The organism is Acinetobacter sp. FL (genome assembly GCF_040744925.1).
Taxonomy (GTDB): domain Bacteria; phylum Pseudomonadota; class Gammaproteobacteria; order Pseudomonadales; family Moraxellaceae; genus Acinetobacter; species Acinetobacter radioresistens.
Genome location: NZ_CP160437.1, coordinates 1,163,100 through 1,188,130 on the forward strand (window position 1 = coordinate 1,163,100; position 25,031 = coordinate 1,188,130).

General features: G+C 40.2%; 17 protein-coding genes. 13 read left to right on the forward strand and 4 right to left on the reverse strand.

Annotation, left to right across the window (positions count from 1 at the left end; genetic code table 11):
• Positions 1-2 precede the first annotated feature (2 nt).
• Positions 3-1,322: an MFS transporter gene (locus tag ABZP31_RS05310; RefSeq protein ID WP_005025504.1), complete on the reverse strand. Its 1,320-nt coding sequence runs from the start codon at positions 1,320-1,322 to the stop codon at positions 3-5.
• A gap of 170 nt (positions 1,323-1,492) precedes the next feature.
• Here ABZP31_RS05310 and ABZP31_RS05315 point away from each other — a divergent pair, with 170 nt between their 5' ends.
• The 7 genes from ABZP31_RS05315 (at position 1,493) to ABZP31_RS05345 (ending at position 14,862) form a co-directional block, all read left to right on the forward strand.
• Complete coding sequence (locus ABZP31_RS05315; protein WP_005025506.1) at positions 1,493-4,249, forward strand: autotransporter assembly complex family protein; 2,757 nt, start codon at positions 1,493-1,495, stop codon at positions 4,247-4,249.
• Between the two features lie 29 nt (positions 4,250-4,278).
• Positions 4,279-8,793: a translocation/assembly module TamB domain-containing protein gene (locus tag ABZP31_RS05320; RefSeq protein ID WP_005025509.1), complete on the forward strand. Its 4,515-nt coding sequence runs from the start codon at positions 4,279-4,281 to the stop codon at positions 8,791-8,793.
• Between the two features lie 192 nt (positions 8,794-8,985).
• Positions 8,986-9,342: a hypothetical protein gene (locus ABZP31_RS05325; protein WP_005025512.1), complete on the forward strand. Its 357-nt coding sequence runs from the start codon at positions 8,986-8,988 to the stop codon at positions 9,340-9,342.
• 92 nt (positions 9,343-9,434) lie between these two features.
• On the forward strand, positions 9,435-9,794 hold the full coding sequence (locus ABZP31_RS05330) for a hypothetical protein (RefSeq protein ID WP_005025514.1): 360 nt from the start codon (positions 9,435-9,437) through the stop codon (positions 9,792-9,794).
• A gap of 435 nt (positions 9,795-10,229) precedes the next feature.
• Entirely contained in the window at positions 10,230-12,869 is a 2,640-nt protein-coding gene (locus tag ABZP31_RS05335) for a bifunctional aconitate hydratase 2/2-methylisocitrate dehydratase (RefSeq protein ID WP_005014764.1), read from the forward strand.
• 131 nt (positions 12,870-13,000) lie between these two features.
• The gene (locus ABZP31_RS05340) at positions 13,001-14,245 is read left to right on the forward strand and encodes a PD-(D/E)XK nuclease family protein (RefSeq protein WP_367156930.1); all 1,245 of its coding nucleotides are present in this window, start codon (positions 13,001-13,003) and stop codon (positions 14,243-14,245) included.
• 398 nt (positions 14,246-14,643) lie between these two features.
• On the forward strand, positions 14,644-14,862 hold the full coding sequence (locus ABZP31_RS05345) for a hypothetical protein (protein WP_010700166.1): 219 nt from the start codon (positions 14,644-14,646) through the stop codon (positions 14,860-14,862).
• 124 nt (positions 14,863-14,986) lie between these two features.
• On the opposite strand, the gene ABZP31_RS05350 is transcribed toward ABZP31_RS05345, so the two are convergent.
• The gene (locus ABZP31_RS05350; protein ID WP_005025518.1) at positions 14,987-15,472 is read right to left on the reverse strand and encodes an Lrp/AsnC family transcriptional regulator; all 486 of its coding nucleotides are present in this window, start codon (positions 15,470-15,472) and stop codon (positions 14,987-14,989) included.
• A 451-nt stretch (positions 15,473-15,923) separates the two neighbouring features.
• Between ABZP31_RS05350 and ABZP31_RS05355 the strand changes: the two genes are divergently transcribed.
• From ABZP31_RS05355 to ABZP31_RS05370, 4 genes are read left to right on the forward strand one after another with little or no spacing between them, the layout of a single operon-like run.
• Positions 15,924-16,877 (forward strand): ABC transporter permease, encoded by a 954-nt coding sequence (locus ABZP31_RS05355; protein WP_367156931.1) that lies wholly within the window; start codon positions 15,924-15,926, stop codon positions 16,875-16,877.
• Positions 16,870-17,832 (forward strand): iron chelate uptake ABC transporter family permease subunit, encoded by a 963-nt coding sequence (locus ABZP31_RS05360; RefSeq protein WP_248134305.1) that lies wholly within the window; start codon positions 16,870-16,872, stop codon positions 17,830-17,832. Before ABZP31_RS05355 ends, ABZP31_RS05360 begins: the two co-directional genes overlap by 8 nt.
• On the forward strand, positions 17,817-18,581 hold the full coding sequence (locus tag ABZP31_RS05365; protein WP_248134303.1) for an ABC transporter ATP-binding protein: 765 nt from the start codon (positions 17,817-17,819) through the stop codon (positions 18,579-18,581). The genes ABZP31_RS05360 and ABZP31_RS05365 overlap by 16 nt, the downstream gene beginning before the upstream one ends.
• Before the next feature lie 9 nt (positions 18,582-18,590).
• Positions 18,591-19,538 carry a siderophore ABC transporter substrate-binding protein gene (locus tag ABZP31_RS05370; protein ID WP_111280894.1) on the forward strand — a complete coding sequence of 316 codons (948 nt, stop codon included), beginning with the start codon at positions 18,591-18,593 and terminating at the stop codon, positions 19,536-19,538.
• Positions 19,539-19,839: 301 nt separating this feature from the next.
• On the opposite strand, the gene ABZP31_RS05375 is transcribed toward ABZP31_RS05370, so the two are convergent.
• Entirely contained in the window at positions 19,840-21,048 is a 1,209-nt protein-coding gene (locus tag ABZP31_RS05375) for an MFS transporter (protein ID WP_248134301.1), read from the reverse strand.
• A 345-nt stretch (positions 21,049-21,393) separates the two neighbouring features.
• Between ABZP31_RS05375 and gltS the strand changes: the two genes are divergently transcribed.
• Positions 21,394-22,620, forward strand: coding sequence for a sodium/glutamate symporter (gltS, locus tag ABZP31_RS05380; protein ID WP_248134299.1), 1,227 nt, complete (start codon positions 21,394-21,396; stop codon positions 22,618-22,620).
• 713 nt (positions 22,621-23,333) lie between these two features.
• Positions 23,334-24,251 (forward strand): LysR family transcriptional regulator, encoded by a 918-nt coding sequence (locus ABZP31_RS05385; protein ID WP_248134297.1) that lies wholly within the window; start codon positions 23,334-23,336, stop codon positions 24,249-24,251.
• A 13-nt stretch (positions 24,252-24,264) separates the two neighbouring features.
• Here ABZP31_RS05385 and ABZP31_RS05390 read toward each other — a convergent pair whose 3' ends face one another.
• A complete protein-coding gene (locus ABZP31_RS05390; RefSeq protein WP_248134295.1) occupies positions 24,265-24,720 on the reverse strand; it encodes a DUF441 domain-containing protein in 456 nt (151 codons plus the stop codon).
• Positions 24,721-25,031 lie beyond the last annotated feature (311 nt).

Below are 25,031 nucleotides of genomic sequence, written 5' to 3' on the forward strand. Positions count from 1 at the left end.
GGTTAATCCTCCAGGGAGTTTTGAGTATTTTCAAGCATCGGTTTTAGCCTGATCAACAGCCAAATGGTAAAAATAGCACTCAGTACCGCAGTGATGACAAAAAGTATTTTAATATCAATTTTAAGTATGCTTAAGATTAAAATAGAAAAGATGGCGGAACTTACCATAAAAACAGCATTTAATATGTTATTTGCTGCGACCACCCGTGCCCGGTGTGAGCGAGGTGAATAAGCCTGCATCATGGCATACAGTGGAACAATATAAAAACCGCCACTGATACCCAGTAAAGTGACTGCCAGCATGACATGATAATAAACCCAGCCCTGATGGAAAAAATCACTCAAACTCAGCATTTCACCAGTACGTTCGGGTACAAACATCAAGCTGCCAGCAAGATAAAGTGCAAATATAGTCAGACCTACTGCGCCCACAGGCACCATTTTGATATTGACCTCACCACCACCAATCTTGCGGCACAGTAACGAACCGACTCCAATGCCTACAGAGAAAAAGGTTAATAACAGGCTGACCACATTTTCAGAAGCGTGCAGATTTTGCTGGGTAAGCTGAGGAATTTGGGTCAGGTAAGTAGCACCATAAAACCAGTACCATGAGTTGCCAAGCAAAATAGTAAAAATTAATGGCAGACTTTTAGCATATTGAATTGTTTGGAAACTGGTTCTAAAAAAATTCCAGTCAATCTGGAGATCAGGGGCAGATACTTTTTGAGGTAAAATAAAACGGCTGGTTAAATAGCCTAAGCAAGCAATAACTACTACTGTCAGGCTGATCCAAAATAGATTGCCTTGAGAAATTGAGATTACGGCGCCGCCTAAAATCATGCCCATTAAAATCGCGATAGAGGTGCCGGACTGAAACAGGGCATTACCAGACATTAACTCTTGTGGTTTTAAGATTTCAGGCAGAATCGCGTACTTAATTGGACCAAAAAAGGTCGAGTGAGTGCCCATCATAAATAGTGCAAGCAACAATAACCATAGGTTACCCATCAGAAAGCCTGCACTGCCAATTAGCATGATCATAATCTCGAGAATTTTAATCATACGAACCAGGCGTGAGCGTTCATAACGATCTGCAATTTGTCCGGCAGTTGCTGAAAAAATAAAGTAAGGCAAAATAAATAACAGGGCAGCTAAATTATTTAGGGTACTGACCGGCACACCTTGCTGGTGAATCCACCCATAAGTAATAACTAATAATAATCCCTGTTTATAAATATTATCATTAAGGGCCCCGAAAAATTGAGTTAAAAACATCGGCAGAAAGCGGCGCGAGTGAAGAAGATGTTCTGGTTTTTCCATGGGCAATAAACTTCATTAGTTTTATTAAGAAATGTGTGTAAATAGTAAAACTCTAAGTAATTTCATGTATGATATTTTTAACCGTTGAGCCATGAAAAACGAACTGTTTTGCCTGATTTCCGGTTTATTTATTAGGAAATTTTTCCACTAAAATAAATTTAGAGTTTTACATGCCTGCAAAAATTAACTTTAAACAGTCAGCTCTGACCCGGTCAATACACCGTATACTGAAAATAAATCATATCAATAAACTGGTCTATACAAATGTATTTTTAAGTATATTTACTGCCTCTGTCTATGCACAAGAGGAACCTATCCCGACTTACCGGCCAGAATCCAAGCCAGTATTAACCAGTCGTAGTGAGGCAAAAGGCCAGCCTGAAGATGATCAGGATGAGATAGCCGCTGCACCTTCCATGACAGAACAAGAATTACAAAAAGTAGTTGAAGAAAAGAAAGAAGAAATAACGCAGGATCGGAGCGTAAATCAGGACAGCTTAAGATTGCTGGAGCAGCAGACAGATCAGGATACTAAATCAGCCTTTAAACCCATAGAGTTTGAAGATCTTGAAGAGTATCCGGTCGAGCAGATTGACCAGAGTATGGCCAATGAAATTTACCGTGTCGCAGAAGAGGCAAAATCAGAGGCTCAAGCATTTCGTGCAGGTTTAAACCGTGCTCCGGAAACGGCTATTCCTGAGGCAAGCCAGCAGGAGCTGACGGCCATTAACCAGGCACCTGTAAATGTTGACCAGTTAATGCAGCAAATTCAGTCAGATCGTGCAATTGTAGCAGAAATCAACGAATCAGGTCGTACATTATCTGCACTGGATACCGGAAAAACTACGCCTAAAGATGCTGAAAAACCGAATATCTTCAAACGAGCCTTGTACCGGATTCGTCCGCCACGAGATATGAGTACAGCAGAAACAGTGCCACGGATTACCGCGACTGTTGAGGGTGCTCCTCCAGAGCTGGCTGCCAATATACGAGGAAAACTTTCCAGTTTTACCCAAGAGTCATTTGAGGACTTTAATAGTGCTTTACCACAATTACGCAGTCTCTCAAATCAGGCTGCGCAGGCGGTGGGTTACTATAACTCGACCTTTCGCTTTGAAAAAGTAAGTGATAGCCGGGTACGGGTATATGTCCAGCCGAATGAGCCGGTACGTATTACCGAGCAGGATATTGAAATTTCTGGGGAAGGTAGTGAACAGCCACAATTTCAGGTTATCGAGCTTATTCCCGATCAGGACGTTGGTGATATTTTTCATCATGGACTTTATGAAGAGACCAAACGCCGTATCACTGATGCAGCTAGCAATAACGGTTATTTCGATGCTTACTGGCGCCTGCATGATGTCAAAATCAGTCAGCCGCAGAATACGGCAGAAATCAATTTGCGTTATGAAACTGGTGACCGATATAGCCTGAAGAAACCTGTATTCCAGATGAGTGATCCTTCCAAACCCTTTCCGCTGGATGATGATATCTTACAGAGTATGGTTCCCTGGAAAGAAGGTGATGACTATACTTCTTGGCGTATTAACACGCTGGCAAACAACCTCACCAATGCGCGCTATTTTAACTATACCTTGGTCGATGCAGTAAAGCCGGATCCGATAGAAAAACCGCTCGAACTTCCGCCAGATATACAGACCCTGCTTGACCAGCAGCAAATTTCTGAACAGACATTAACACAGGATCAGCAACGTAATAAAAGTACTTCTGCGCAGGAAGTTACCCAGAACGTAGTCGATGAAAAACAGTTTGCCGGCACACAGCCAGATATACAACAAGTCTCACTGGCCCGCGAGCAACAGCAGGTCCAGGATGAGCGGGAAGCACAGCAGGAACAGTTACGTGAGCAGGCCCGTGCAGAAAGAAGCATTCCGGTTCTCATTACTTTAAATGCCGATAGTTTAAATAGTGTTGAAACTGGTATTGGTTATGGTAGTGACACAGGCGCGCGCCTGCGTACCCAGTATCGTCGTGCCATCGTGAATCGGCGTGGTCATGCTTTTGACAGTAATCTGGAAGTATCTAAAATCCGTCAGGCGCTTGATGGCCGTTATACGATTCCATATAACCATCCAACTGACGATTATATTAACCTGGTTGGTGGATATGAGCGTGAAGAGCGGGAAGATGTCGGTAAAGGCCTTAATCTGGATATTGAGTCAGCAGTTGCAGGCATAGACCGGATTATCAAAAATCCGCGAGGCCAGTGGCAACATACTTTTGGGGCCCGTTACCGTTTAGACCGGCTGAACCAGCGTGGAAATATCGTATCAGACAGCATACCAGATGCATTCCAGATCCCCGGTTCAAATCCTGAACAGCAGTCTTTACTATTTGGCTATGAAACCTCACGTCTTGACAGCGATGCACGGGTAAATCCAACTCGTGGTTTTAGACAAACCTATAAAGTGGAACTGGGTAGTAAAACCTTACTTTCTGATGCTGATATGGCACTGGTTAATGCTGGCTGGCGCTTTATTTATTCGCTAGGTGAAAATAATGATCATCAGTTCGTGGGGCGTGCTGATGTTGGTTATATTTTTACAGAAGATTTTGATCAGGTTCCCTATAATATTCGGTACTTTACCGGCGGTGACCAGAGCATTCGGGGCTTTGATTACAAGAGCCTGTCACCAGAAGTGTTTGGTTATAAAGTAGGTGGCCAGGCTTTAGCAACGACATCGCTAGAATATAATTATCAATTTAAAGATGGCTGGAGAGCAGCAGTATTTGCTGATGCTGGCAATGCTTATGATAAAGATTTTAATACACCGACCGCTTATAGCGCCGGTTTGGGTATCCGCTGGAGTTCACCGGTAGGACCGATACGTCTGGATGTCGCCGCAGGGCTTTCAGATGATAATATACCTATCCGGTTACATTTTTTTATTGGCCCACAACTTTAATAAATATATAAAATTTTCTCGGGAATATTATGGCTGATGCAGAACAGCGGGTAAATTCACCCGCTCCAGCACCTAAAAAAAATCATCGTAAACGTGTAATTCGTAGTGCACTTTTTGCTTTATTGATTGTGATACTGCTTTTGGCATCCGCATTGGGGATTATGTTTTCTACAGACCGCGGCAGTAAATTTTTACTGGACCGGGTGCTGGAGCGACAGACCTTTATTGTATATGAATATGAAGGTGGGAACTTACTGCGCGGCATTACACTGCGTAATATTCTGGTTAAGGTGAAACAGGTCGATGTAAAAATTGACCGCGCCGAGATTACTTTGGGATGGCGGGCAATACTGCAAAAAGAACTGCATTTGAATTATGCCGACGTGCGTAATTTACAGGTGATTAATAATAAACCTTCTGATGGTAAACCATTTGAATTTAAAGATATTAAACTTCCTTTTGTACTTCGGGTAGATAATGGAACAGTTGACCATTTACTGATTAAAACCACCACCTCTGCAGTGGATTTTTATAATATTGAATTAAATGATGCTCTTTGGTCAGGTACTGAGCTGAACTTCGAGCGTTCACGTATGGATATGGGCTATTTAAGTCTGCGCAATGCAACAGGCCGGATTATCTTTTCAGGTAATTATCCATTAAATGCCATTGGCGATTTGAATATTCCCGCTTTAAGAAATAACCTTAATATTCATGATATTAAAATAGTAGCTAAGGGCAGTCTGGATAGTATTCAGGCGGGTGTGGCCACTAATACTCCAGATTTGCTTACTGGCTGGGTGGTCTTGCATCCGGTACGTGAACATGTGCCTATGTTTGGTGAGCTACAGTTGAATAATTATCACTGGCCTTTAATGACCGAGCAGAAACTGTTCAGTGAAAAAGGCGTAGCAAAGTTTAATGGAGATATTAAACAGCTTGATCTAGATATAAATACCGATCTGAGCGGTAAAGATATTCCTAAAGGTCAATATAATGCCTTGATGAATACTGACTTAGTCAATCAGCTTAATATTACCAATTTAAATGGCCAGCTAATGGGCGGTTCAATTAATCTGGCAGGCAGAGTCGGTTGGGACGAACAGGTAACTTGGGATTTAAAAGGCCGTGCAGACCGCCTTAATCCAGATAATAAAATTTTGCCTCAAGCCGTACGAGATTTCTTGCCACCCTCTTTAGATGCAAATCTTGCTTCTAGCGGTACACTGGAAAACGGGTTGCATGCTACTGGTCTTATAGACTTTGACCGTTATGAAACCTGGAATTTGAAACTGGACCAAAAGGCTGGGGAGACAGGGCGTCCACAACCTATGTTGCTGGATGTGCGCTGGAATAATATTGATCGTGCCGTACCTTATGTGGGCTGGTTAAGCAGTGAATCCGGCCGCGTTAATCTAGCCTTGGTCGAAGGTCAGCAGAATATCCATGTGGCAACAGTAGTCCGCCGTAATGAAGAAGGTATGTTGCCACCGGGTCAATATAATGCTCAACTCAATCTGAAAAATAATATTCTCAATGTACCTGCGTTCAGCTATAAGGCAGCTCAAGGTGGTCTGAGTGGGCATGCCAAAGTTTTACTTCCGCATGAGAAGCGTCGGTTAAGCTGGAATGCTTTTATAAAAGCCCAGAACTTTAATCCGCAAACTGTTGTTGCCAGTGCACCTGTCAATTTATTAAATGGTTCAGTCAGCGGTAGCGGCTATGCACGGCCAAACCAGCAGATTATTCAACTTAAGAATATCAATCTGTCTGGTCGACTGGCCCAAAATCAGCAGGAAACTGTGCAGCTCAGTGGTAACAGTAATATTGCCTTGCTATTCCGGGATGAGAAGTCTGGCGGAGGGCTACGCGGTTTTGGTGTAAATTACGATGGTTCGCTTAATGCCTTTAACCAAGGTAAGGGCTTGTTGAAATTACGCATGTCAGGTACACCAGAACTTATACGAATTAAAGAGCTGCAACACAAGGGAATAGCCGGACAAATACAGGCTAATGGTCTGCTTAATTTGAAAAATGGAATAAGCTGGGACCTGAATGCTTCATTAATCCGGTTTAAACCGCACTATTTTGTTTCTAGCGTTAAGGGTGAGTTGTCTGGAAATATCAAGACACAAGGGGTTTGGTCAGATACTTTAAAACGTATTAACCTTCAGAAACTAAATCTTGCAGGATTTATTAATAACCGGCCTGTACGAGGACGGGGCAATCTGGCGGTAGTCATTGACTCCAGAGAGCAAGGTCTTTTGCCTCAGCAGTTTGAAGCTAATAACTTGTTTCTGGCATATGGTAAAAATCAGGTACAGGCAACAGGTAATGCCCAGAACCTGAGAATCAAAATTAATGCGCCTGCATTATATGAGCTATACAGCGGCTTACGTGGTCGTGCTTATGGCTATGTTAATTTACAGGCTCAACCCCGCTTAAGACTGACTACAAATCTGGTAGTGGATAATCTGGCACTGAACAATCTGTTCAGTATACGCAAGCTCTCGGTTCGAGGTGAGTTGCCATCTTCAGATACAGCACCTACAGTTTTGACTGGACGTCTTGAAAACCTGCGCCGTGGTGACCGAGAAATTCGTGAAGGAGTGATTCGGATTGCGGGTACCCGTAAAGCCCATGTGATGACAGCTGAGGCAAATAACCGCCATACTCGTTTTTTTGTACGTTTGGCAGGTGGTTTTAATACACAAAATGACTGGTTAGGCCAGATACAGCAAGGGGATTTCAACTCGACACGTACACATCTGGTTCAGCAGCAAAATGCTCCGGTAATTTATTCGGCTGCGCGTACTGAACTTTATGTTGGGCAGCATTGCTGGGCCAGTCAGCAAAGTCGATTATGTCTGGATCAACCTTTGCGTGTGAGTAAAACCAGAGGCAGTGCCTCACTGGTAACAACTAATCTTGATTTGAATGATTTTGCTGCATTTATGCCGGAAGGTCTGGCAGTTACCGGGAAACTGAATGGGTATGCAAGAGCATCATGGGCGCAAGGAAGTAAACCGAAAATTGATGCGCGGCTGGTTACCCGAAATGGTGAAATCGGTATGGCTGCGGAAGATCCGCAGGAAGTATCGACGGCTGTACGTTATGATGAACTGAGTGTAATTGCCAAGAGTATCAGTGAAGGATTGCAATTACGTCTTGATGTAACCACCCCAGCAATTGGTACAGGTTATGCAAACGTGGTTATTAATCCTTATCAGACCCCGATGCCAATGCGTGGTGAAGTCGCTTTTGACCGGATTCAGCTCAGTGTACTTAAGCCATTTATTCAGGATGTGCGTTCACTTAGTGGTACTTTATCACTTGCCGGAAAAATTGGTGGTTACTTAACCCAGCCAGAATTTAATGGAGATCTACGCTTAAAAGACGGCGCTATCAGCATGATTTCACTGCCAGTAAATCTGACCAATATCCAAGTTTATTCAGCTATCCGTCAAGATCAGGCCACCATTAATGGTGCTTTCAACAGTGGCCGTGGAGTAGGCTCTTTAACGGGTAGTGTGGACTGGCGTAATGATCCGAGAATTCAACTCAGTTTGAAGGGTGAGAATCTGCTCATCCGTCAGGCTCCTCTGGTAACTGCTGTAGTGACTCCGGAAGTATCTTTAGACGTATTGCCAATGAGTAAGCGTTTGACACTTAAAGGTAAGATTGATGTGCCACGCGCGCTTATTTCTATGCCGGAATCCAGTGCGCCAGTAGTAAATGTATCTTCAGATGTTCGTGTAGTACAGGAAGGCCAGGATCAGCTTTCAATCCTGCGTTCAGCCCGACCGTGGGATATCCGTGCCGATGTGCAGGTCAATCTGGGTGATCAGGTGATCTTTCAAGGCTTTGACAGTCGTATTCCACTGTTGGGCCGGGTTTATCTGACCCAGCGCGGTCTGGAGACTGCAATGAATGCTAATGGTGCCATCGGGGTGAGTCGTCAAGTAAAAATTGAAGCGTATGGCCAGCGTCTGGACTTGAATCGGGCAATTGCACGTTTTAATGGTCCTCTATCTAACCCGTCACTTGATGTTGAAGCCAGTAAAAATGTTCAGGGCAGTACTGTCGGGGTACGTGTGACGGGTACAGCATCCAGTCCAAATATCCAGATTTATAATGATGCTGGACTTTCTGAGCAGGAAGCATTAAATGCGATACTTACCGGGCGAATTAATGAAGGTACAACTGGTCTGAATAATGCAGAAGGCTTTAGATCCGATGTAAATAATACAATTGCAGCAGCGGGTATCAGTCTGGGGCTGGGTGGTACACGTGCCTTTACCAATCAGATTGGGCGTACTTTTGGTTTAAGTGGTCTGGCGCTAGATGCACAGGGCACCGGAGATGATACTCAAGTGAGCCTGACCGGTTATATTACGCCTGACCTTTATATCCGTTATGGAGTTGGGGTATTTACACCGGTTAATACACTTACCGTTCGTTACCAGGTGAACCGTCGCTTATATCTGGAGGCGAGCCAGTCGCTAGAACGTGCTATAGATCTATTTTATAACTGGCGTTTTTAATCTGTTTTCAAATATAGACAAACAGGACATTCTTTCGAAAATGTCCTGTTTTTTTGCAAATTCTAAACGGTAAAAGTAAATGAAATTTCAAATATTTTTATCCACTATTTCGTACAATAACTCATTAAATAAGTTATATACTTAATATGAGAACAATAATGAAACCATAATAGAATAATCAGGAGAATGAGTATGCTCGTGATACGAAATCCCGGGGTGTATCGCATGCATCGTGCTGTAGCCATTTTGTATGTCGCAGCTATTTTCATCCTACTATTTTTTGTACTGTATTTTCCGCAGGTGCCTGAAAAGAAATATATTAATCTGGCTTTTATAGTGTTGCTGGTTATGCTGGCACTGGCTCATGTCCGAGCCGCAATTGAAGTCAAATATGGCACAGATTATGGTCGGCGCCTGTCTCGCTTACTTGGTATTATTTTACTTTTTAGTTTTCCCATCGGTACGGCTATTGGTATCTATATATTAATCAAAACGAAAGCACAGTACTGGCAACCTTATAATGCCCGGTACTTAAGTTATGGTGATTAACTCTAAATGATCAGGGCTTCGGCTTTTGAGGGCTAAATGCTCGCTATATAGCATTGAAGTTGGGTATGATACGGGCCAAGAGGAGAGTGCAGATGAAGAAAATTATTGTAATAGGTACTGCTTTACTTTTGGCTGCCTGTAGCGAGAAACCCCCTTTAACGCCTGAGCAGCAGTGGCAAGGCTTTTGTACCAGTCTAGGTAATGCTGCACGTTCAATCATGCTAGACCGCCAGTCTGGGATTGATAAAGCTCGGGCACTGGAGCATGCTAACCGTGTGGAAGATCCACTAATCAAAGAAATGATTCTTAAAATTCTGGATCAGGCTTATCTTCAGCCAAGAGTTGAGGGTAAGCAGGCAAAACTTGATGTACAAGAAAAATTTAAACAGCAGGCCTATGAACAGTGCCTGAGTACACCACATGACCGGATGCCACAATATAAAAAACTATAACTTATATCTAACTTTATAAAATAGCCTAAGTATTTTAAGTAAGATGCTTGGGCTCCTTGGTAGTGCTTAGATTAAATCTTGAAAATAAAACTAGCTTTAAATGTATTTATTGAAAGCAAAATGCACAGTTAATTTTCAGAAATTGCCAACCCGACTAAAGATAATTGGAGAAAAGAATTTTTCTTCACTTTAACCTTCTATACTGTCATCTGACGACGGTCAAAATTTTAGTAGAGACAGAGGCTCAAGATCCAAGACACTTGAGAGATTATATGAATAACATTTAGTTATAAAATAATGGGCATCACAAAGAAACACTTTACTTGCATTAACTTTTATCGGGAATTTTAGTAAAATTTTACAGTCCATATTATTTGTGAAGCTTTGAAGAAGCTGGAATTCACAAGTAATTTTTTAAAAAAGAGGAATTACACCGTGCTAGAAGCTTACCGCCAACACGTTGAAGAACGTGCCGCACTCGGAATCCCACCGAAGCCACTTGACGATACTCAAACAGCTGAGCTGGTTGAATTGTTAAAAAATCCACCTGCTGGTGAAGAAGCATACCTGGTTGACTTGATTGAAAACCGAGTTCCCGCAGGTGTTGATCAAGCAGCTTATGTAAAAGCTGCTTTCTTGGCTGCCGTGGCAAAAGGTGAAGCGACCTCTCCATTAATTTCTAAAGAGCGTGCAGTTTACCTGTTAGGTACAATGCTCGGCGGTTATAACGTAGCCCCTTTAGTTGAATTACTTGATGATGCTGAACTGGCTGAACTGGCTGCCGAAGCACTGAAAAAAACTCTTCTTGTATTTGATGCATTCCATGACGTGGCAGATAAAGCTAAAGCTGGAAATGCAAATGCAAAAGCAGTTTTACAATCTTGGGCAGATGCTGAATGGTTTACTAGCCGTAAAGATGTTCCTGAAGAAATCAAAATTACTGTATTTAAAGTAACAGGTGAAACCAACACTGATGACCTGTCTCCAGCACAGGATGCCTGGAGCCGTCCAGACATTCCATTACATGCAAATGCAATGCTGAAGAATGAACGTGACGGTATCAATCCTGAAAAACAGGGTGAAGTTGGTCCATTAAGCCAGATTAAAGACCTGATCGCTAAAGGCAACCAGGTTGCGTATGTAGGTGACGTAGTTGGTACAGGTTCAAGCCGTAAGTCTGCAACCAACTCTGTGCTTTGGTTCTTTGGTGAAGAAATTCCGCACATTCCAAACAAAAAAGATGGTGGCGTGTGCTTAGGTGGTAAAATTGCTCCTATTTTCTTTAACACGATGGAAGATGCTGGTGCATTACCAGTTGAGATCGATGTTTCTGAAATGAACATGGGCGATGAAATCGTTCTTAAAGTCAATAAAGACGAAGCTAAAGTTACTGCGTTCAAAAACGGCGAACAAATCGCTGAATCTGAACTGAAAACTCCAGTACTTCTAGATGAAGTACGTGCAGGCGGCCGTATCAACCTGATTATTGGCCGTGGCCTGACAGCGAAAGCACGTGAAGCATTGGGCCTTGGTCCTTCTACACTGTTCCGTACACCTGTACAGCCAGCAGATACTGGTAAAGGCTTTACACTGGCCCAGAAGATGGTAGGTCGCGCTTGTGGTCTTCCAGAAGGTGAAGGTGTTCGTCCGGGTACTTACTGTGAACCGAAAATGACGACTGTAGGTTCTCAGGATACAACTGGCCCTATGACTCGTGACGAGTTAAAAGACTTGGCTTGTTTAGGTTTCTCTGCGGACCTGGTCATGCAGTCTTTCTGTCACACAGCTGCGTATCCAAAACCAGTAGACGTACAGATGCAGCATACGCTTCCGGACTTCATCATGAACCGTGGCGGTGTTTCTCTGCGTCCAGGTGACGGTATTATCCACTCTTGGCTAAACCGTATGCTTCTTCCAGATACTGTAGGTACTGGCGGTGACTCACATACCCGTTTTCCAATCGGTATTTCATTCCCGGCGGGTTCAGGTCTGGTAGCATTTGCTGCTGCAACTGGTGTAATGCCTCTTGACATGCCAGAGTCTGTACTGGTGAAATTTAAAGGCAAAATGCAGCCTGGTATCACCCTGCGTGATCTGGTACATGCAATTCCTTACTATGCAATTCAGGCAGGTGACCTGACTGTCGAGAAGAAAGGTAAGAAAAATATTTTTTCTGGTCGTATTCTTGAGATCGACCTGTCAGAAATGGAAAATGACCTGACTGTTGAACAGGCATTTGAACTTTCCGATGCTTCTGCTGAGCGTTCTGCTGCTGGCTGTGCGATCACGCTTTCTGAAGAGAAAGTTGCTGAATACCTTCGTTCAAATATCACCATGTTAAAATGGATGATTTCTGAAGGTTATGGCGATGCTCGTACTATGGCACGCCGTGTTGAAAACATGGAAAAATGGCTTGCTAACCCAAGCTTGCTTAAAGCTGATGCTGATGCTGAATATACTAAAGTATATGAAATTGACCTGGCTGATATCAAAGAACCTATTCTTTGCTGTCCGAACGATCCAGATGATGCAAAACTGCTTTCTCAGGTACAAGGTGACAAGATTGATGAAGTATTCATCGGTTCTTGTATGACCAATATCGGTCACTTCCGTGCAGCGGGTAAACTTCTAGACAAAGTACCTGGTGGTTCTTTATCTACTCGTCTGTGGCTGGCTCCTCCAACTCGTATGGATGAACGTCAGTTAATGGAAGAAGGGTTCTACAACACTTATGGTAAAGCTGGCGCACGTACTGAAATGCCAGGCTGTTCACTGTGTATGGGTAACCAGGCACGTGTAGCACCAAATACTACTGTTGTTTCAACATCTACCCGTAACTTCCCGAACCGACTGGGTCAGGGTGCAAATGTTTACTTGGCTTCTGCTGAGCTGGCGTCTGTGGCTGCTGTACTGGGTAAACTTCCTACACCGGAAGAATATCAGCAGTATGCTTCTCAAATTGATAGCATGGCAGCAGATATTTATAAGTATCTGAACTTTGACCAGATGTCTGACTATACATCTGAAGCAAGCAAGGTTGACACTAAAAAGATCTCTGCTGCTCAATTAACTTAATAAGCGAGAGGGAAAAAGCCGAAAGGCGTTTCCCAAGTGTAAAAGCAATGCTCTGATTTTCTTTGAAAATTAAGATAAGATGAGTTAAAAATAAGGGCTGAGTAATCAGCCCTTATTTTTCGAGTAGATAAATGAACAGTAAAATTAGTCAGATCATTCAGTCCACTCTAAATATTCTAGAAGAAAACAATAGTCATGGTAATAACTTCAATCTATTGAAAATCTGTGGAGTATCAAATAGTGAAGTATTCACCCATACTCCAATTTTGAAAGAGTTATTAGATCCTGAGGGAACACATGGGCAAAAAGATTTATTCTTAAAAAGTTTTGTAGAGTTTTTTAAATTAGATTTTAAGATTAGAGGTAATATTAAAACAAAAAAGGAGCAAAGGTTTAATGATTATGGCCAGATTGATTTAATGATTGAAAATGAAGAGCAGATAATTATTCTGGAAAATAAAATTTATGCTGTCGATCAATCTAAACAATTACAAAGATATTTTAACTTTTGTAAAAATTATGCTAAAAAGCAACCATTATTGATTTATTTAACGCTATTTGGAAATGAGCCAAGTTTTTCTTCATTAGGTAATATTAAAAAAGTTGATAATAAGTATTTAATTCAAACTAATAATGAGTTAATTAATATAAATTTAAGATGTTTAAGCTATAAGATAGATATTATTTCATGGCTTGAGGATATTAAGTCTCAATTTAATCATCTAACAAATCTTCAGTCAGCTCTTAATCAGTATATTAATTTACTCAGAATGTTGACTAATGAGCTGGTAACTGTAAATAAAGAATTAAAAAATATGTTATTAGAAATGACACCGAACGAACTTCAGGCGATTAAGCAAATCTCTAATCAATTTAACAGTAGTAATTATAGAGGAGACTTACTTTTTAAATTATTTGCATATTTTGAACATAAATTTATTGAAACAGGAAATTATGAAATATCTCCTGAATTCCAAGATATACATTACACATTTAAAAATTGCCAACAATGGTTTAAGCAGCTTAGTAATATTAATCCAGAAAGTAAAAGGAATGTTATTGGTTGTGTATTAAGAAGCAAAAAAAATCTTCATGTTACTTTTTTGTTTGTAGCAGCTAAAGATAATTTACATTATGGGATCACATTATCAGAAGAGTGTCATCTTAATTTGAATGATCTAGAACATCTACTACCAACATGGGGACAAGCTAAACAATGGAAAAAAATCCCTGAGGGTCTAATTAGCAAAGGTATAGAAAATCTAAGAAATTTTTCTGGTGATGCATTTAAATTATTGGCTGTTAAAGATAATAATTTTCTAGATAATTTCATTAAGGATAGGTTGCAGGAAATGGATATTATTTTAAAGCTATAAAAATAAGAATTTTTTAGTATTATCAAAATCAAATTATTAGTATTCCATATATATGTCAAGTATTAATCTAATTGATAATACTTATACATATATATGTGGAATATTCAGCGGACCTTAAGATAGAAACTTCATAAGTTTAAATATGATGAAATTCCTCGCAGGTGAATAATTTATAACAATCAAGTGAATAAACTATATGACTATATAGATATTAGGCTTAAAAAAGAGAGCCACTCGGAAATTTACTGATTTTTTAGAGTTAAATTTTAAGCATATTTTTTAAAAAAGGGTTCACACTATAAAATTTAAAGTTAATTAATATTTTCTATATTTAAATAATCTTTAAAATATAGGCAATAAGTTATTAAATTTCCTTAAATATGCTAGTTTAAAAGAGAATGTCTAAACAATCCCGCTTCCTCTGTATTGGTGGGTTCCTCAATGGAACCCAAGTTAAAGACCAAGGTGACAGCTTTATCTGTGTCGAAAATGGCAGACAAGTGACTTATCATAAGAAGGAAATTTTCCATCAAGACGCTTGGAATTATGACTATTACATCTGTGAAGCTACTACAAACCAAAAGGCCAGAAACTGGGTCTACGACATTGAAAGCTGAGCTGAAATTTTAGAGATTAAAAAGCCCTATAATGAGAAGCTGCTTATACAAGGTACTTCTTTGTTATTAAAAATAGCAAAATATACATAGCTTAAATATACGGGATAGCTTTTTAGCCTTTAACTTATTCAATCATGAGTAAATCTGCATTATTCGCCAGTTTTAGAGGACGTAAAGCAAAAATTGAACGGGTATGACGAACCCCCTTCATAGAATATAAATTTTTACGTAAGAAACGCTCATAGTGTTCTGAGTTTTTAACTGCTACTTTGACCAGATAATCATAATCGCCAGTTACCAGATGTGCTTCAACGACTTCAGGCATATTCGCTAAGGCCTCACTAAACTGGTCCAGAATTTCATCATCATGCCGTTCAAGTGTAATTTCGATAAAGAACAGCTCATTAATACCAATGGCTTTAGGATTAATATTGGCAGTATAGCCTTCAATAATTTTTAAAGATTCAAGGCGTTTAAGCCGAGTCCAGCAAGGTGAAGAAGAAAGTCCAACTTGTTCAGCTAGCTGAGCGATAGTTAAACGGCCGTCCTGTCTTAAAGCCGATAAAATTTTTCGGTCTATTTTATCTAGTGTGTAATCTGTGCTGTTCAAAATTCAAACTATAGAAAATTATTCTGTTAATACTTAATATACTTCATTTTTGTACTGTATATAAGCAAAATTAACAGGAAATTCGGGAGATATTTTGTAAAATTTAACGATACACTATTGTCATAAAATCAGAGTCAATTGGGTAAAGGCTTTGATTAAACTTATAGCTCTTTTAAATAAGGGTGATTTAAAAGGGCTATGAGTTTCTCTAACTGATTTTATAAAATTAAAAACTTAAAATATAATTTAATAAAATTAATAATTACAAACTTAAACAAAACTGTCTTCGAGTTTAATTTAATTTAAGTTTTTGATAAAAATAAAATTTTTTAATATAAGTAGTCATTCTTAAAATTTAAAATATTAATATTAAAGATAATTATTCTCATTTGTGATATTTTCTTAATTACTTCGCTCTTTTTGCTTTAACTTCGCATGTTATTTCCCTGCCATGATTAAACGCCGTTACCTGTTTCTTTTGCTTGTTCCTCTTGCTGTTATTTCGTTATTTACAGGTGTGGGCGAAATGAATATTACCGGATTACTGACAGGCAATATTCATGAATGGCAATTATTCTGGACCAGCCGTTTACCACGCTTAATGGCCATTTTAGTTGCAGGTGCAGGGCTGAGTGTTTGTGGGCTGATTATGCAGTCACTCAGCCGGAACCGTTTTGTTTCCCCAACTACAGCCGGTCTTTATGATTGTGCCCGGTTAGGTGTTCTCATCTCGATTATCCTGTTGCCAGCCGCTTCTATTTTTATTAAAACCGGTTTTGCAATTTTAGTTACATTGGCCGGTGCATTGGTTTTTATGAGTATTCTAGCCACACTCAAGCATCGGGATACCGTTTTTGTTCCTCTGGTTGGTATGATCTTTGGCAGTATCATTTCTGCATTTACGACTTTTATCGCTTTGCAAATGGACTTGCTACAAAATCTGGCGGGGTGGTTACAGGGTGACTTTTCAACCATTCTAAATGGTCAATATGAGCTGATCTATTTAAGTGTACCCATTTTAATAGTGAGTTATTTTCTGGCCAATCGCTTTGTGCTGGCAGGTATCGGGGAAGACTTTGCAACTAATTTAGGTCTCAATTATAAACAGACCTTATTTTTAGGACTAGTTCTGGTATCTGTCATTACTGGTGTAGTCATCGTCACAGTTGGAGCTATCCCATTCTTAGGTTTGATTGTTCCCAATATTGTAAGTCTGTATCTCGGAGATAATATCCGTAAGACTTTATCGCATACTGCAATTTTAGGGGCTTTACTGGTACTGGTCTGTGATCTGTTTGGACGTATAGTGATTTACCCGTACGAAGTTTCAGTAAGCCTGATTATGGGTGTACTGGGCAGTGTGCTTTTCTTGTGGCTCTTGCTACGGAGGTACCGTTATGCATAACCGTACCAAACTGATGGTTTTGAGCATTGCTGTAATCATTATAGTTACCTTGTATCTCAGCTGGAATCTGGGCACAGGCTGGCAGTTTGCTGTGAAGCTCCGTTTAAAGACAATCATGGCAATTATTGTTGCTGGCATAGCGGTTGGGGTATCTACTTTAGTGTTTCATACTATTGTAAATAACCGCGTAGTGACTCCTCAGGCATTAGGTTTAGACAAGCTATATGAGCTGTCTAAAACCATAATCATTTATTTCTTTGGTGCAAGTACCTTACAGTCAATAAATTTTGTGACTGATTACCTGATTAGCCTGCTATTAATGGTCAGTTTTGCGCTTTTGCTTTACCGTTTTATTTTTCAGAAAGTCGCGCAACAGAATATCTACTTTCTACTTTTGGTTGGCCTGATCTGTTCAACATTGTTTGACAATATGATCACCTTTTTTCAGGTATTGCTCGATCCGGATGAGTTCCAGATAGCTGCTTATGCCGGTTTTGCCAGTTTTAACATAGTGAAAATGGAAACCGTAGGGTTAGCTTTACTCACTATTTTACCAATTTTACTTTATAGCTTTAAACACCATCACCGGCTGAACGTTATGGCACTGGGCCGTGACCATGCTCTTAATCTGGGGCTGGATTACGATAGAACCAGCCGTATTTTGCTGATTTTGGTAGTTCTGGCGCTGGCCTCAGCAACTGCGCTGGCTGGACCTATGATGTTTCTGGGTCTGTTGGTACTCAATATTACCTTGGAACTTTTTAAAACCCATCAGCATTATATTCTGCTGCCTGGCATCATTCTGGTCAGTATTCTATCTCTGGTTATGGGGCAGTTTATTGTCCTGCATGTGCTGAATTTTAAAACGACGCTGAGTGTCATTATTAATTTTGTCGGTGGAATTTATTTCTTCTGGATTTTGTTGAAGGAAAATAAAAAATGGCAATTGAGCTGAAAAATTTAAGCAAAAGCTATCACGGGCAGAGGGTGGTAAATGATGTGTCGCTTACTATTGCCAAAGGACAGTTTACTGCTTTTATCGGGCCAAATGGGGCAGGCAAAAGTACTTTGCTGTCAATGATTAGCCGTTTGAGTCAGGTTGATACCGGCGACGTTCTGCTCGATAGCCAGAATATACAGCAAATGAAAAGTACCGAGATTGCTAAAAAGCTGGCAATTCTTAAACAGTCCAATCATACGGAATTACGTTTAAGTATTGAAGATTTAGTGGCTTTTGGCCGTTTTCCCTATTCACAGGGCCGCTTAAAAGCTGAAGACCAAAAGATTATTGATCAGGCAATCGCCTACATGGAACTAGAACCGTTACGGCATAAACAGCTGAGTGAACTTTCAGGTGGTCAGCGCCAGCGAGCTTATATCTCTATGGTTCTGGCACAGGACACAGATTATATCCTGCTGGATGAACCTTTAAACAATCTTGACATGAAGCACTCTGCACAAATTATGCGAGTACTGAAAGACTTGGCGTTGAATCATGGCAAGTCAATTATTATGGTAATACACGATATTAATTTTGCCTCGGTCTATTCCGACCAGATTATTGCCATGAAAGATGGACAGTTACTTTATCAGGGCACACCCGAACAGATTATGCAGGAAAATGTACTGCAGCATATTTTTGATTTTGCCATTCCAATTCAGCAAGTTCAGCAACACAAACTTGGTCTGTACTTTATTAGCTAGGAGATAGATATGTTTTTTAACAAGAAGGTACTCGCCATTGCCTTGGCCGCTGTGGTTACTGCATGCAGCAATTCCAATATACCTTCTGAAGGTACAACACAAGCGCAGAGTGCAGATACCTTAAGCTTTAGTAGCAAGGCAGGCAATATTGATGTACCGGCTAATCTTTCAAGAATTGCAGTATTAGATACCAATGCATTAAATACCATTCATGAACTAGGAGCAGATGAGAAGGTAGTAGCTTTACCTAAAGGTACACCTTTACCAGCAGTATTAAACAAGTTTAATGACCAAAAATATGCAGATGTCGGTACAGTAAAAGAACCGAACCTGGAACGAATTGCAGCCAGCCAGCCACAACTGATCCTGATGAGTGGCCGAATGGAAAATCTGGTTGATCAGATCAAACAGATTGCACCTACCTATTTTGTTGATATTGACTATAAAGACCAATTTAACTCTTTTAAACAGCAAACACTGAATATTGCTCAAATGGTAGGTAAAACAGCGGAGGCTGAAAAGGAACTGGCCGAGCTAGAACAGGATATTGCTGAAATTAAGCAAAAGACTAAAGGCAAGACTGCTCTGATCGTGCTGGTTAATAATAATAAAATTGCTGCCTATGGCCCGGGTTCACGTTTTGGTAATATCCATGATCTGTACGGTTTCACTCCAGCTGATCCATCTATTAAAGTAGGGTTACATGGCATGGCAATTTCACATGAATTCATTGCACAGAAAAATCCGGATTATCTATTCGTGATTGACCGCGGCGCAGCTATTACTGACAAGAAGGATGGTGCAAAACATATTCTGGACAATAATATTGTGAACCAGACCAAAGCTGCTAAAAATGGTCACATTGTATATCTGGATTCAAGCAACTGGTATTTAATGAATGGTGGACTGGGCGGTATGAAAGATATGCTGAAAGAGGTCGAAACTGCCTTAAACTAAGCTGTCTAAATTTAAAGCAAGAGTGCCAGTCAAGTCATCTTCACAAGTTATTTTTAAAAAGTTAAGTGATAAAAAAGCCCCGCAGTGCGGGGCTTAGTCGTATATAGATCGTGCTATATACTGTATGAGGCTCATCTCAAACTGCCTGCATTAAAACATAATTTAAGTTGGCTAGCGAGAATTTTCAGCTAAAAATTATTTTGAAATCGTTGCAAAATGACTTTTGAATTAAAAGGGACAGCTGCATACAAGCTCTGTCTTATAGAGGCGAAAAATTGACCGCTATTTAAGCAAGTCATTTTTAACTGGTCTGTAAGAGCTTTTGTTTCTTTTCAACAGCGAAAGCAAATAATAAAATAATTAAACCGCCAAGACTGAGCACGAATCCAACCCAGACAGGTGCTAGCCAGCCCATACCATGACTCAGTACCCAGCCTCCTAAAAAGGCGCCCAAAGCATTTGCCAGATTAAAAGCAGAATGGTTCAGGGATGCCGCAACGGCTTGTGCTTCACCAGCAACGTCCATCAGACGGGTTTGTAAAGTTCCACCTAAGCCCATAACAGTCAGGCCGATGAGAAATAGAGCTAGAAACGCAGTATATAGATCAGAAAGCATAAAACTGCCTAGCACAAAAGCTAAAGCTGAACTAATCAGAATGCCAACAATAGTTTTATTTAAATACCGGTCTGCCAGCCAGCCTGCAACCAGACCGCCAATGACCATTCCTACTCCCCAGATTGCTAATGCTACAGGCACCACTTCAATATTTGCGCCAGTATACTCAGTTAGAATGGGTGAAACATAACTATAAACCGAGAACATCCCCCCGAAACCAATTGCACCGACGCCTAGTGTCAACCACATCTGAACATTTTTAAGTCCAGCCAGTTCTGTCTTGATACTCGCTGTAGCCTGAACCTGAATTTTTGGAATATAGAGTATGACTACTGCTACAGTTAAAAAAGCAATAAAGGCAGAGAATTCAAAACCGGTGCGCCAGCCAAACTGCTGACCTAGCCAGGTGGCCAAGGGTACGCCAACCACTGTTGCCAGAGTAAGCCCTAACATCATTTGTGCAACTGCCGAAGCACGACGCGAAGGACCGGCCAGCTCTGCTGCGACCAGAGCACCCACACCAAAATAAGCCCCATGCGGTAAACCGGCAATAAAACGTGACAGCATGACAGTTTCAGTACTATGCGCTAAAGCAGTTAATCCATTCGCTATCCCATAAAATAGCATTAAACCTATTAATAATATTTTACGTGGCATCCGGGCGCCTAAAATCGCGATTACCGGCGCACCAATGGTTACGCCTAACGCATAAGCACTAATAAAATGCCCGGCAGCTGGAACAGAAATGTTGAGATCTGCTGCAATTTCCTGAATCAGGCCCATAGCAACAAACTCAGTCGTACCAATACAAAATCCGCCAAGTGCTAAAGCGAAAATGGCAAGAAAGAGCGAATAAGATTTTTTTTCGACAGGAGAGTCTTCTACTAGAGGCATAACTACTTAAAAAAAATAACAAGAACGCGAATTATAAGGAAAAATAGGTAAAAAATATAAAAAATCACTTCATATTTAGGTACTATTTTATCTATATATGAGAGTTTATTAATGAGTTTGATCAAGTCAGTACGGAACTATTAAATATTTAACGTATCTATCAGAAATATAAGCAAATTAATTCGAGTTAGAGAAATATACTAAACAAAATTTGATTTTTAATTAGCCAAAATAAAACTCTATAAAAACTTAAACTAAACAAGCTGATACATAAAGAACTTTCAACTAGTCGCATACTGAGGCTAGAACTTACGAAATAAATGATAAAGAAAATCAGGAAACCAGATGAATTATCAAATCGATGCTTTTGGAACCTTGGTATTAGCTGTACTGGTCCTGTTATTGGGCCGGTTTTTGATTCAAAGAATTAATTTCTTGAGACAGTATAATATTCCTGAACCAGTAGTAGGCGGGTTGATTGCTGCGCTTATTGCTTACCTGCTCCATAATTTTCTTAATATGAGTATAAATTTTGACAGTAATGTACAGAATATTTTTATGCTCATGTTTTTCTCGTCCATCGGTTTGAGCGCGAGTTTAGTCAAACTGAAGAAGGGCGGCGGGGCCTTGCTGGTATTTCTGGTTTGTGTAGCTTTCTATGTACTTGTACAAAATGCAATTGGCATGAGTCTGGCAACTTTATTAGGACTTGACCCGCTCATCGGCTTGATTGCCGGATCAATTACTTTAACAGGTGGTCATGGAACAGCAGGTGCCTGGGGAGAGATTCTGGAAACCGAGTATGGCATTCAGGGAGCGATTGTGCTTGGTATGGCCAGTGCGACATTTGGTCTTATTATTGGGGGAGTGATGGGTGGTCCGGTCGCTAAATTTCTAATCCGGCATCATCAACTGGCAGAAGAAATTCCCTATAACCAGCGTGATGATGAAACACCTCCTGGGCTTGAAACAGATGTTGCGCCGTTCGAGTATCCACGTAAAACCCGATTGATTACTGCCAGTAATGCAGTGACTACGCTTGGTATGTTTGCCTTCTGTATTTATGCTGCTAACTGGATGACTGATATCAGTGCAGGACAATGGTTTGAACTGCCTACTTTTGTTTGGGCGCTGGCCACTGGAGTATTGCTGCGTAATATTCTGGAAAATGTTTTTAAAGTAAATATTTTTGATCGGGCTATTGATGTATTTGGCAATGCTTCATTATCTGTTTTTCTGGCAATTGCTTTGTTATCACTTCAACTCTGGTTACTGGCAGATCTGGCAGGCGCCCTGGTTGTAATACTCATTGCGCAAACAGCAGGGCTTGCCTTATTTACTATTTTTGTGACTTATCGCTTTATGGGTAAAAATTATGATGCTGCGGTTTTAAGTGCGGGGCATTGTGGTTTCGGTATGGGGGCTACACCCACAGCGATTGCCAATATTCAGGCAGTCACCAATACTTATGGCCCATCGCACAAGGCTTTTCTAGTAGTACCATTATGTGGAGCATTTTTTGTTGATATTATTAATGCAGTGGTAATTCAGGGCATATTATCTTTCTTCTAATTTTCATTTAAAAAATAGACCTAATTTAAAGGTCTATTTTTTATATTCAGTATACGCAGACTATAAATTTAAAACCAAAAGCATATAGCGACTCACAGGCCAGTTGATATCAAATCTCTTTTAATAATTTATAGGTTTGTATATGCATTTAACTGGTATATAAAGATTATAGGGTTAGCATTAAACTATTATGATCGGCTCGCTTTAATGGTGGGAATGATTATTTAGCTTTATAAAATAAGCTATTAATCTAGGTAAATTAGTAGATTGCAATATAATGGGAAAAGTGAGGGAAAGTTAAATATTCTATCTTATTTAAATTTTTAACTGTTTGAAAATATAAAGAATGAAACTAAGTGTAATACTGTCTGAATTAAAAACCCCTCATAAAAAATAAAATTGCCAATTGTAAACAGGCTAAAGCTGGCATCAATCTGATTTTTCTGCTTGTTATCTTCAACCGGCTGAGTTTTTTCCAGAAACCTGTTCTGGTCAGTTTTTCCTTATCCATAGTCTTTTTCTGCAAATTAATATTCATATTTTGCCTTGGTACCCGAGTAGTCAAGAATATTGGCTTAATAAAATATTCATCCTGGTTTTTATAAGTAAAATTAACTTATTTAAGAATAATAAAGAAAAGTTATGATTGAGTAAAACTAATTAAATTCATGGTATATTGAATTTAATTCATTTAAATATTTTAAGTTTAATTTATGCTTGAGATTCGTCACTTAAAAACTTTACTGGCTTTACGTGAACATGGTTCGCTGGTGGCTGCTGCTAATGATTTATGTCTTACACCGTCAGCAATTTCTCATCAGTTAAAGGAACTGGATCACTGGTATGGAACTGAAGTAGTAAATCGCCGAAGTCGCCCTGTAACTTTTTCTAATGTTGGACAACGCCTGTTACGACTGGCAGATGATGTTCTGCCACAGATACAGCTTGCGCAAAGCGATATAACCCGTATTGTTCATGGACAAACTGGGCGTATTATATTTTCTTCAGAATGTCATAGCTGTTTCGACTGGCTAATGCCACTTCTCAACCAGTATCGTCATCAGTACCCAGATGTAGATCTGGATTTTGCTTCCGGCTTTGAAGCTAACCCTCATGAACTTTTGCAAACTGCCGAGTTTGATCTGTTAATTACAGCTGATCCGATTGCTTTAAAAGGGGTGGAATATTTTCCAATTTTTGAGTATGAGTCTCGTCTTGTGCTTGCCAGTACCCATCCACTGGTCCGTGTTGAGCAAATTACGATACAGCAACTGGCTGAGGAAACCTTGATTACTTATCCGGTCGATAAACACCGGCTGGATATTATGGCAAAACTGTTTATTCCTGCCAATATTCAGCCCAAACACATCCGTACTACCGATCTGACCCAGATGCTGATTCAGCTGGTTGCCAGCGGACGCGGTATAGCAGCTTTACCAGACTGGGTGGTCAATGAATATGAACAGAAAGGCTGGGTCATCAGCCGTCGTCTGGAATGTGCGGGAGAGAGAGGCCTGAGACGGACTTTATATGCGGGTTATCGTACTGAAGAGAAGGAAAAGGACTATTTTGCAGGCTTTTTAAAACAGCTGCAGAAATTCTCTCATCAGCGTACACATTATTATATGTAAGTTAACCTCATGTTTAAGATGTACCAATAATAATAGATAACAGGCCTGCTGCAATTAGCGGGCCGACCGGTACGCCACGTAATAACGCTACACCGGCAACTGTTCCAATTAACAGACCAGCCACGACATCTGGCTGGTTAGACATCAGTTTTACACCACGTCCACCGAGCCACGCTACCATTAACCCGATACCAATTGCCAGTAATGATTTCAAACTTAGAAAAGATTTGAAAATAATTTCGCCTGGAATTTTACCGCTGGCGATCGGCGTAAGCACACCAATAGTTAAAATAATAATGCCAATATTTAAACCATGTTGCTGAAGATAGGGGAAAAACTGCTCTAGTGGCGTCATTTTGAAAACAATCAGTATCCCGGCTGCAATAGTGACAGCAGTATTATGACTAAAAATACCACAAGCCAACAAAACCAAAAGAACCATCAGGTTTACATCAAGTTGGGACATCATAAGCAAGTCAAACGTTGGGAGAAACGGACTGCCATTGTACTCTCTTTCCTTAAAGGTGCTAGGGCAGGTTAATGCTTGAGAAACGCAAGTAACTAAGACAGATCGCTAATATCAACTATGCTGTGTTTAACTAAATACTTTAAAAGGCTATAAATATTTTAAAAATAAAGAAGCTCTCCCTGAATTTCAATATGTTCAATAAAAAATTTTAACTTATATACTGCAATTTCCAATAGTTACGATCTGCTACTTTTCATATTGTTTAAGATCAAAAAAGAAAATAATAAATTACTTATTTTATTTACCACAAG

Excerpts from the sequence above, each read along its gene's own strand:
- ABZP31_RS05315 (WP_005025506.1), top strand. The coding sequence starts at position 1,493 with ATGCCTGCAAAAATTAACTTTAAACAGTCAGCTCTGACCCGGTCAATA.
- ABZP31_RS05345 (WP_010700166.1), top strand. The coding sequence starts at position 14,644 with ATGTCTAAACAATCCCGCTTCCTCTGTATTGGTGGGTTCCTCAATGGA.
- ABZP31_RS05325 (WP_005025512.1), top strand. The coding sequence starts at position 8,986 with ATGCTCGTGATACGAAATCCCGGGGTGTATCGCATGCATCGTGCTGTA.
- ABZP31_RS05375 (WP_248134301.1), bottom strand. The coding sequence starts at position 21,048 with ATGCCTCTAGTAGAAGACTCTCCTGTCGAAAAAAAATCTTATTCGCTC.
- ABZP31_RS05390 (WP_248134295.1), bottom strand. The coding sequence starts at position 24,720 with ATGATGTCCCAACTTGATGTAAACCTGATGGTTCTTTTGGTTTTGTTG.
- gltS (WP_248134299.1), top strand. The coding sequence starts at position 21,394 with ATGAATTATCAAATCGATGCTTTTGGAACCTTGGTATTAGCTGTACTG.
- ABZP31_RS05310 (WP_005025504.1), bottom strand. The coding sequence starts at position 1,322 with ATGGAAAAACCAGAACATCTTCTTCACTCGCGCCGCTTTCTGCCGATG.
- ABZP31_RS05330 (WP_005025514.1), top strand. The coding sequence starts at position 9,435 with ATGAAGAAAATTATTGTAATAGGTACTGCTTTACTTTTGGCTGCCTGT.
- ABZP31_RS05360 (WP_248134305.1), top strand. The coding sequence starts at position 16,870 with ATGCATAACCGTACCAAACTGATGGTTTTGAGCATTGCTGTAATCATT.
- ABZP31_RS05355 (WP_367156931.1), top strand. The coding sequence starts at position 15,924 with ATGATTAAACGCCGTTACCTGTTTCTTTTGCTTGTTCCTCTTGCTGTT.
- ABZP31_RS05340 (WP_367156930.1), top strand. The coding sequence starts at position 13,001 with ATGAACAGTAAAATTAGTCAGATCATTCAGTCCACTCTAAATATTCTA.
- ABZP31_RS05370 (WP_111280894.1), top strand. The coding sequence starts at position 18,591 with ATGTTTTTTAACAAGAAGGTACTCGCCATTGCCTTGGCCGCTGTGGTT.
- ABZP31_RS05385 (WP_248134297.1), top strand. The coding sequence starts at position 23,334 with ATGCTTGAGATTCGTCACTTAAAAACTTTACTGGCTTTACGTGAACAT.
- ABZP31_RS05320 (WP_005025509.1), top strand. The coding sequence starts at position 4,279 with ATGGCTGATGCAGAACAGCGGGTAAATTCACCCGCTCCAGCACCTAAA.
- ABZP31_RS05365 (WP_248134303.1), top strand. The coding sequence starts at position 17,817 with ATGGCAATTGAGCTGAAAAATTTAAGCAAAAGCTATCACGGGCAGAGG.